8 protein-coding genes and 2 pseudogenes are annotated in these 8,118 nt (G+C 51.5%); 9 read left to right on the plus strand and 1 reads right to left on the minus strand.

The genetic code is table 11. The features are described 5' to 3' along the window. Positions 1-55: 55 nt before the first annotated feature. Positions 56-370 (minus strand): ArsR/SmtB family transcription factor, encoded by a 315-nt coding sequence (locus tag PUP29_RS12685; protein ID WP_353423511.1) that lies wholly within the window; start codon positions 368-370, stop codon positions 56-58. 116 nt (positions 371-486) lie between these two features. On the opposite strand from PUP29_RS12685, the pseudogene PUP29_RS12690 reads away from it, so the two are divergent. The 9 genes and pseudogenes from PUP29_RS12690 to PUP29_RS12730 all read left to right on the plus strand — a co-directional run. Further along, positions 487-792 (plus strand): annotated as a pseudogene (locus PUP29_RS12690) (VirD4-like conjugal transfer protein, CD1115 family); the annotation flags it as partial. A gap of 124 nt (positions 793-916) precedes the next feature. After that, a pseudogene (locus PUP29_RS12695) lies at positions 917-1,045 on the plus strand (Maff2 family mobile element protein); the annotation flags it as partial. A gap of 652 nt (positions 1,046-1,697) precedes the next feature. Then, positions 1,698-3,617, plus strand: a complete 1,920-nt coding sequence (gene tet(W), locus PUP29_RS12700; RefSeq protein WP_002586627.1) for a tetracycline resistance ribosomal protection protein Tet(W) — start codon at positions 1,698-1,700, stop codon at positions 3,615-3,617. Between the two features lie 50 nt (positions 3,618-3,667). Then, on the plus strand, positions 3,668-4,435 hold the full coding sequence (locus PUP29_RS12705; protein WP_002586626.1) for a class I SAM-dependent methyltransferase: 768 nt from the start codon (positions 3,668-3,670) through the stop codon (positions 4,433-4,435). A gap of 171 nt (positions 4,436-4,606) precedes the next feature. After that, on the plus strand, positions 4,607-5,029 hold the full coding sequence (locus tag PUP29_RS12710; RefSeq protein ID WP_002586616.1) for a sigma-70 family RNA polymerase sigma factor: 423 nt from the start codon (positions 4,607-4,609) through the stop codon (positions 5,027-5,029). Further along, positions 5,022-5,234: a helix-turn-helix domain-containing protein gene (locus tag PUP29_RS12715; protein WP_002586615.1), complete on the plus strand. Its 213-nt coding sequence runs from the start codon at positions 5,022-5,024 to the stop codon at positions 5,232-5,234. Before PUP29_RS12710 ends, PUP29_RS12715 begins: the two co-directional genes overlap by 8 nt. A gap of 497 nt (positions 5,235-5,731) precedes the next feature. Further along, positions 5,732-6,130, plus strand: a complete 399-nt coding sequence (locus tag PUP29_RS12720; RefSeq protein WP_002596229.1) for a plasmid mobilization protein — start codon at positions 5,732-5,734, stop codon at positions 6,128-6,130. Further along, the gene (locus PUP29_RS12725) at positions 6,102-7,727 is read left to right on the plus strand and encodes a relaxase/mobilization nuclease domain-containing protein (protein WP_002596230.1); all 1,626 of its coding nucleotides are present in this window, start codon (positions 6,102-6,104) and stop codon (positions 7,725-7,727) included. Before PUP29_RS12720 ends, PUP29_RS12725 begins: the two co-directional genes overlap by 29 nt. Then, on the plus strand, positions 7,717-8,103 hold the full coding sequence (locus tag PUP29_RS12730) for a cysteine-rich VLP domain-containing protein (RefSeq protein ID WP_002596231.1): 387 nt from the start codon (positions 7,717-7,719) through the stop codon (positions 8,101-8,103). Before PUP29_RS12725 ends, PUP29_RS12730 begins: the two co-directional genes overlap by 11 nt. Positions 8,104-8,118 lie beyond the last annotated feature (15 nt).

Below are 8,118 nucleotides of genomic sequence, written 5' to 3' on the forward strand. Positions count from 1 at the left end.
ATATTTTGATGTGTATTGCCAAAAGAAAAGCCATCCGCTATTTAGATGGCGTATTCTATACACACCGATGGCAAGCTATCGCTTGTTCCGTATCCGGCGTTGTCAGTTCCTTTAGCAGTTCTATCGCATATTCTCTGCCGGAATCGCTCAATTGGTAATGCGTCCACTTTCCCTCTTGCCGGCTGGTAACAATGCCGGAATCACAGAGAATTTTCATGTGATAGGAAAGACCAGATTGCGTTAAATCCAGAGGTTCTTGTAAAACACAGGCGCACTTTTCTCCGCCTCTTAGCTGCTCCAGAATTGCAAGCCGTTTGGGATCGCACAAAGCCTTAAACACTTTTGCCTGCTTTTGATACTTTGTTTCCACGATCTCACCTCACATCAAATTATTTTGATGTATCAAGTATATGCACCAAAATGAGAAATGTCAACCCCTGTTACGATAAAATTTTTCTAATTCTTGAATTCATCACTTGACATTGTGGCAAAGAGCTTATGACGATAGACGAGCTCACCACCATGCCGGGAGATAAGTGCATTTTGCAACTTCGGGGGCTGCGCCCTTTTTATTCCCCAAAGTACCGTTTGGAACGGCATCCGAATTACGGGCAGACCGCCGAAGCGGACGCAAAGCGCAACGCCTTTGACCTGTCCGGGCTTGTGGGCCGCAGGATGCGGCCAAAGCCGGACGAACAGTATGACGTTTACGAGGTGGACGTTACCGGGGAGGAAGCGGACGGGGATATTCTGGATTACGACGACATAGACGATCCCGAAGCGTTCGGGTGACGGTTCGGGCCAGGTTTTTACCCCGTCAAAACTATGTTTCGCCGGGGGCCCCGATGGCCCGAAGTAATGAAGCGAGAACCGCCGACAGGCGGTTTTTATATTTACGGATAAAGGAGGCACATCTATGGGATTTTTTTCAAGTGCAGTAGAAACGCTGCAAACCCTTGTGATCGCGCTGGGGGCCGGACTTGCGGTGTGGGGCGTAATCAATCTGCTTGAAGGCTACGGCGCGGACAACCCGGCGGCTAATGCTCATGTACGGTAAGGAAGCAAGCAACCGAAAACAAGAGATAGACCGCCAGCACTACACTATTCCGAACCAAAGACCAAAAGATAAGCATTGTGGGAAAATCTAAACTTTTGGATTTTCCTACAATGCCAACTACGGCGGAATCCCTCCCACTCCTTATATCTTTCTGTATACATTGAATTTGTATTTAGTAAAATGCAGACAACACCACGGATCGGCTTTTGGTTGGACAATTCCAACCAAACACCACAGCAGACAGCAGAAAACATTCTGAACGCTAGGAAGCCGGTATGATTGTTACATATAAGGGGAAGAAAAATTTCTTTTAGGTACTTGCTTTCCTAAAACTGATGTGATACAATGATTTAATCCAGAAAAGGAGTAAAAAATATGCGGCAAGGTATTCTTAAATAAAACTATAATCAAATAGTGGGAACAAAGGATTATGATAGCTCCTTTTGTAGGGGCTTAGTTTTTTGTACCCAATTTAAGAATACTTTTGCCTTATCAATTTTGACATATCCCCAAAAACAGCAATCACAAACAGGTGTATGCTGTATATGTGTATGTCCGCAACTTATAATCCCCAGTGGTAAAAGTATTTTACTGCTGGGGATTTTTATGCCCTTTGGGGCTGTAAAGGGAGGACAATCACATGAAAATAATCAATATTGGAATTCTTGCCCATGTAGACGCTGGAAAGACGACCTTGACGGAGAGCCTGCTATATGCCAGCGGAGCCATTTCAGAACCGGGGAGCGTCGAAAAAGGGACAACGAGGACGGACACCATGTTTTTGGAGCGGCAGCGTGGGATTACCATTCAAGCGGCAGTCACTTCCTTCCAGTGGCACAGATGTAAAGTTAACATTGTGGATACGCCCGGCCACATGGATTTTTTGGCGGAGGTGTACCGCTCTTTGGCTGTTTTAGATGGGGCCATCTTGGTGATCTCCGCTAAAGATGGCGTGCAGGCCCAGACCCGTATTCTGTTCCATGCCCTGCGGAAAATGAACATTCCCACCGTTATCTTTATCAACAAGATCGACCAGGCTGGCGTTGATTTGCAGAGCGTGGTTCAGTCTGTTCGGGATAAGCTCTCCGCCGATATTATCATCAAGCAGACGGTGTCGCTGTCCCCGGAAATAGTCCTGGAGGAAAATACCGACATAGAAGCATGGGATGCGGTCATCGAAAATAACGATGAATTATTGGAAAAGTATATCGCAGGAGAACCAATCAGCCGGGAAAAACTTGCGCGGGAGGAACAGCAGCGGGTTCAAGACGCCTCCCTGTTCCCAGTCTATCATGGCAGCGCCAAAAATGGCCTTGGCATTCAACCGTTGATGGATGCGGTGACAGGGCTGTTCCAACCGATTGGGGAACAGGGGGGCGCCGCCCTATGCGGCAGCGTTTTCAAGGTTGAGTACACCGATTGCGGCCAGCGGCGTGTCTATCTACGGTTATACAGCGGAACGCTGCGCCTGCGGGATACGGTGGCCCTGGCCGGGAGAGAAAAGCTGAAAATCACAGAGATGCGTATTCCATCCAAAGGGGAAATTGTTCGGACAGACACCGCTTATCAGGGTGAAATTGTTATCCTTCCCAGCGACAGCGTGAGGTTAAACGATGTATTAGGGGACCAAACCCGGCTCCCTCGTAAAAGGTGGCGCGAGGACCCCCTCCCCATGCTGCGGACGACGATTGCGCCGAAAACGGCAGCGCAAAGAGAACGGCTGCTGGACGCTCTTACGCAACTTGCGGATACTGACCCGCTTTTGCGTTGCGAAGTGGATTCCATCACCCATGAGATCATTCTTTCTTTTTTGGGCCGGGTGCAGTTGGAGGTTGTTTCCGCTTTGCTGTCGGAAAAATACAAGCTTGAAACAGTGGTAAAGGAACCCTCCGTCATTTATATGGAGCGGCCGCTCAAAGCAGCCAGCCACACCATCCATATCGAGGTGCCGCCCAACCCGTTTTGGGCATCCATAGGACTGTCTGTTACACCACTCTCGCTTGGCTCCGGTGTACAATACGAGAGCCGGGTTTCGCTGGGATACTTGAACCAGAGTTTTCAAAACGCTGTCAGGGATGGTATCCGTTACGGGCTGGAGCAGGGCTTGTTCGGCTGGAACGTAACGGACTGTAAGATTTGCTTTGAATACGGGCTTTATTACAGTCCGGTCAGCACGCCGGCGGACTTCCGCTCATTGGCCCCGATTGTATTGGAACAGGCATTGAAGGAATCGGGGACGCAGCTGCTGGAACCTTATCTCTCCTTCATCCTCTATGCGCCCCAGGAATACCTTTCCAGGGCTTATCATGATGCACCGAAATACTGTGCCACCATCGAAACGGCCCAGGTAAAAAAGGATGAAGTTGTCTTTACTGGCGAGATTCCCGCCCGCTGTATACAGGCATACCGTACTGATCTGGCCTTTTACACCAACGGGCGGAGCGTATGCCTTACAGAGCTGAAAGGATATCAGGCCGCTGTCGGTCAGCCGGTCATCCAGCCCCGCCGTCCAAACAGCCGCCTGGACAAGGTGCGCCATATGTTTCAGAAGGTAATGTAAAGATACATAATCGTCAAGACGGCAACAATCAGAAGTTATGGAGGGTAACAATGGAATATAGTAAGGAAGATTTAATGGAAGCAAAAAAGCAAATTTGGGGAGTGGGAGAGAACATGGGAACAGAGGAAAGTAAAAAAATCTGGGAGGAGAACGCACAATTTTGGGATAATGCAATGGGTGACGAATCTAATGAATTTCACAGAGAGGTAGTGCGTCCCAAAGTAACGGAACTTCTATCTCCTAATCCTGCGGATTACATTTTGGATATTGCGTGTGGCAATGGAAATTATTCTTCGTATCTTGCACAAAGAGGCGCTTCGGTTGTCGCTTTTGATTACAGCAAAAAAATGATAGAATTGGCTAAAAGACGGCAATCACAATATGCAAAACAAATTGAATTTTGTGTGGCGGATGCGACCGATAGAAAAAGTATATTAGAATTAAAAAGAAATCGAGCCTTTACGAAAGCAGTTTCTAATATGGCAATTATGGATATTACGGATATTGAACCACTTCTTATGGCTGTTTATGAACTGTTGCAGGAAAGCGGAATTTTTGTCTTTGCAACGCAACACCCTTGTTTTGTCACGTTGACTGAAAAATATATGACACCGCACAGTTACTATGATATAGCGATTGAAGGGCAACCGAAAGAGCAGATTTATTATCATCGTTCCATACAAGATATTTTTAACCTTTGTTTTAGAGCTGGATTTGTCATTGATGGATTTTATGAAGAATGTTTTAAAACCAACAAAGAAATTCCTATGGTAATGATAGTAAGGCTTAAGAAGGTAAAACGTGATAGCTTAAAATAAATTCAAGTTTGTCGGGTAAATAGCAAACCCAGCCGAGCCAGTCAACGGTCAAGATGAACGGCGCATATGCGCAGCCGTTGACAGCCCCGCCCGCCTTTGCTGGTAGGCAATCAAGGGGCGACAGCAAGAAGTGCCACCGCCCCGCACTATTATTCAGAAAGGGGAATTTCCATGACCGACCAGATAGCCTATCAAGAATATATCCAGCGCAGGTACAACGCCTTTTGCAAGACTGTTATCCGCTGTGCCGCCTTGGACAAGATTTTGAAGCTTAAACGGCAATGGGAACGGCAAGTTTCCCTTGACTATCTGATGAACGAGAAGTTTGTCCAGTTTGCCGCGTCGGAGCCGGACGAGGAATACCCATTTACCGTCTGCGGTCAGACCGTCCTGCTCTGCAACGCCGCCCTTGCCGACGCGATCTCTGTTTTGCCGGAGCAGACGCGGGAAGAAATCCTGCGCTATTACTTTCTGCGCCAGCCGCAGCGCGTGATCGGCGCGTGTATTGGCCGGTCACGCAGCACAGCGGGGCGGCATATCCAGCTTGCCTTGCAGCGGCTACGCGAAGAAATGGGGGTGAGCCGGTATGAGTAGACTTCTCCCCTATGAAACAATCCTCAAAGCCCGTGAGGGCGACCCAGAAGCCGTGAACGCTGTCCTGCTCCACTACGCCGGATATATCCGCTATTTCTCAAAAGTGAACGGGCAGGTCAACGCCGAGGTGGAGGACTATGTAAAGCAGCGGTTAATTGACTGTCAATTCAAGTTCCGGCTTGACGAACCACCGGACAAGTCATAAAAACTGAATACCAGCCGCCACCGACGCGGCCAGCGAAAGCAGTAAGTCTTGAAAAAGATTTACTGCTTTTTTTGTTGTCCGGCTCCGCTCCCGGCCATTTTGCCCCCTGCCGGTTGTAGTAGTAAGCGAGGAGGGAATTTTTCTGCCCTGGTGTTTGGCATTTGGAGCATTTACCCGTAGTAGAGGGCAAAGAGAAAGGATTTCTCCAACACCGGGTAGAAACCACTGCGTCCGGTGTCATTTTAGCGAAAGCGGGCAGGAATGCCCTTTACAGGATTAGTAGTAGCAGAAAAAGAGAAACAAACTTTTGTGGTTGCAGTTTTCCAAAAAAGTGGCGGACGGAAGTGAGAGAAAGTTTGCAGTCACGGAGAGCAAGTTTCTACCACGGTGCCAAAATCCGCAATTCTGCAGTTTTGCCCCTCGCGGGAAACTTGTTGGGGAGTGCCTTCCCCAAACCCTGCTCATGCGCCCTTACGGGCGAGAAAGGAGGTCACACCATGCGAAAGAAATACAACACGCCCCACCGCAGCCGCGTTGTGAAAACCCGGCTGTCCGAAGATGAGTATGCCGACTTCACAGCGCGGCTTGCGCCCTATGGTATCAGCCAGTCCGAATTTCTCCGGCAGGCGATACGGCGGGCGACCATACGCCCGGTTGTCCATGTGTCGTCGGTCAATGACGAGTTGCTTTCCGCTGTCGGGAAGCTGACAGCCGAGTACGGCAGGATCGGCGGCAACCTCAATCAGATTGCCCGGTATCTGAACGAATACGGCGTACCCTACAACACCCTTTCCGGCGAGGTACGCGCCGCCATATCCGACCTTGCCGTCCTCAAGTATGAAGTCCTCAAGAAAGTAGGTGACGCGGTTGGCAACACTCAAGCATATCAACTCTAAAAACGCCGACTACGGAGCCGCCGAGCAATATCTTCTCTTTGAGCATGACGAGTTTACCATGAAGCCCGTCCTTGATGAAACCGGCAGGCTTATCCCCCGCGAGGACTACCGGCTGTCCACGCTGAACTGCGACGGGGAGGATTTTGCCGTTGCGTGTATGCGGGCCAATCTCCGCTATCAGAAAAACCAGCGGCGGGAAGATGTGAAAAGCCACCACTACATCATCAGCTTTGACCCGCGGGACGGGCCGGACAACGGCCTGACCGTAGACCGGGCGCAGGCGTTGGGGGAACAATTCTGTAAAGAGCATTTTCCCGGCCACCAGGCCCTTGTCTGCACCCACCCGGACGGGCATAACCACAGCGGCAACATTCATGTGCATATCGTCATAAACAGCCTGCGGATTGAGGAAGTGCCGTTCCTGCCCTACATGGACAGGCCGGCCGATACGAAAGTCGGCTGCAAGCACCGATGTACCGACGCTGCCCTGCGCTACTTCAAATCCGAAGTCATGGAGATGTGCCACCGGGAGGGGCTTTATCAAATCGACCTCTTGAACGGCAGCAAGAACCGCGTCACCGACCGGGAGTATTGGGCGCAGAAAAAGGGACAGGCCGCGCTGGACAAGCAGAACGCCCCCATGATTGCCGATAGTATCACGCCCCGGCAGACCAAGTTTGAAACGAACAAGGAGAAGCTGCGGCAGACCCTACGGAAAGCCCTTGCCACCGCCGCCAGCTTTGACGAGTTTTCCTCTCTGTTGCTGCAGGAGGGTGTGACCGTCAAGGAGAGCCGGGGGCGGCTTTCCTACCTCACGCCGGACAGGACAAAGCCAATTACCGCCCGGAAGCTGGGCGACGATTTTGACCGCGCCGCTGTCTTTGCCGTTTTAGAGCAAAACGCCGCCAGAGCAGCCGAAGCGCCAGCCAGATCCCCCGATCCCCCACGCACCATAAAAGACCGCTTGCAGGTTGCCAGAGCCGAGATAGCCGCCCCGAAACAGGACGGAGTGCAGCGGCTTGTGGACATTGAGCAGAAAATGGCCGAGGGCAAAGGCCGGGGCTATGAACGCTGGGCGAAGATACACAATCTGAAGCAGGCCGCCAAAACGCTGTCCGTCTACCAGCAATACGGCTTTACTTCCCCGGAGCAGTTAGAAGCCGCCGTTGACACCGCCTATCAGAAAATGCGCCAGACCAGCGGCGAACTGAAAGCACTGGAAACGAAGCTGCAAGGGAAAAAGAAGTTGCAGCGGCAGGTGTTGGCCTACGCCCAGACCAAGGCCGCCCGCGACGGGCTGCGGGCACAGAAATCCGAGAAAGCCCGCGCCGCATACCGGCAGGCCCATGAGAGCGATTTTATCATAGCCGACGCAGCAGCCCGGTATTTCAAGGCGCATGGCATTACCAAGCTGCCCGCCCGGAAAGCGTTGCAGGCCGAGATCGAGCAGCTTATCTCCGAGAAAGACGGCCTGTATAACACCTATCACGAACAGAAACAGCGGTTCAAGGAGTTGCAGACCGTCAAGCGGAACATCGACCAGATTTTGCGCCGGGACGAGCCGCACCGCAGAAAGGAGCAGAGCCATGAGCGATAACCTGCCCCACATGGACTACCGCCAGCACCGGCGGGCGCGGCGGCTGGTACATGAGTGCTGTAACTACGATGAGGGGAACTGCCTGCTATTGGACGACGGGGAGCCTTGCGTGTGCGTCCAGAGCATTTCCTTTTCCCTCATGTGCCACTGGTTCCGTGTGGCTGTCCTGCCCCTTGACGGGGAGCTGGCCGCAGCCCTCTTGTGCCGGGGAAGCCGGAAACGGTGTGCCGTCTGCGGGGCGGCCTTTGTCCCCAAATCCAACCGGGGAAAATACTGCCCCGACTGCGCCGGGCGCATGAAGAAAATCAAAGCCGCCGAGAGAAAGCGGAAACAAAGGCAGAGATGTCACGCTTTAGAGCCTTTCAAACCCGCATAAATCAAGGCTTTTTTC

Source organism: Christensenella massiliensis, assembly GCF_040409835.1.
Classification (GTDB): domain Bacteria; phylum Bacillota; class Clostridia; order Christensenellales; family Christensenellaceae; genus Christensenella; species Christensenella massiliensis.

Excerpts from the sequence above, each read along its gene's own strand:
- PUP29_RS12705 (WP_002586626.1), top strand. The coding sequence starts at position 3,668 with ATGGAATATAGTAAGGAAGATTTAATGGAAGCAAAAAAGCAAATTTGG.
- PUP29_RS12710 (WP_002586616.1), top strand. The coding sequence starts at position 4,607 with ATGACCGACCAGATAGCCTATCAAGAATATATCCAGCGCAGGTACAAC.
- PUP29_RS12715 (WP_002586615.1), top strand. The coding sequence starts at position 5,022 with ATGAGTAGACTTCTCCCCTATGAAACAATCCTCAAAGCCCGTGAGGGC.
- PUP29_RS12720 (WP_002596229.1), top strand. The coding sequence starts at position 5,732 with ATGCGAAAGAAATACAACACGCCCCACCGCAGCCGCGTTGTGAAAACC.
- PUP29_RS12730 (WP_002596231.1), top strand. The coding sequence starts at position 7,717 with ATGAGCGATAACCTGCCCCACATGGACTACCGCCAGCACCGGCGGGCG.